A 799-nucleotide genomic window follows, 5' to 3' on the forward strand; every position below is an offset into this window, starting at 1 on the left:
CAGCAACTGAAACTTGAATTAAACGCTCATGAATTACATAGTTACAATTTATAAAATCATCTAAATCCAATGACTTTGAAAATTTCAATAAATCAATTGCATACTGATCCCTAAGCATTACAGAATGAAACTTAATAAAATCTTCTACACTATTTTCTAATACTTTTGGAACCTCATAACTTGTTGCATTAATTTGATAATCATATACCCCTAATTTCTTATACTTAGATTCTTCTTCATCTTTTTCATCAAACAACTTGATACAATTACTTGAACTAATTAATTTCTTAGCTATATCACCTTCCTTTTCCAATTCAGAAAAGGTTTCTATAGTCTCCTTAGTAACATATCTAGTAACTTTCGATACATAAAAAGAAACAATATCAGTATCTACAGTGTCATATGTAAGAGTTTTATTTCTCTCCATAGCATGATCCACAATATACGCATTATCATAAACCTCACTCACACCTTCAACTGTTATCTTCTTCATTAAATAATGAGAAACATAACGATTACATAAAAAATGATAATGAGGTTGTCCACTTTCATGCAACTCAACTACCCTAATAAACTTAAAATCTTCAAATTCATTCTCTTCAAAACGTCTTAAAATTCGTTCGTACAACTGTTTATGTAATATTTCATCTCGCTTATTAACTTCATGAATAGCCGGAAATAGCTCGTCTACTAAATGATTATATTTCTTATGAAATTCAATTTTTTGTTTAACATTTAAACCCAAATAATAAACCTTTTTTAAATTTGCAACTTCAATGATTGCATTTTTTCTTGAATA

The 799-nt window shown here is 27.7% G+C and carries 1 protein-coding gene; it reads right to left on the reverse strand.

Annotated features, from left to right (window positions below; translation table 11 throughout):
- Positions 1-799: rolling circle replication-associated protein (locus DM806_RS00030; RefSeq protein WP_218647257.1), on the reverse strand; the 799-nt coding region annotated here is incomplete at both ends.

The organism is Sphingobium lactosutens (assembly GCF_013393185.1).
GTDB lineage: Bacteria > Pseudomonadota > Alphaproteobacteria > Sphingomonadales > Sphingomonadaceae > Sphingobium > Sphingobium lactosutens_A.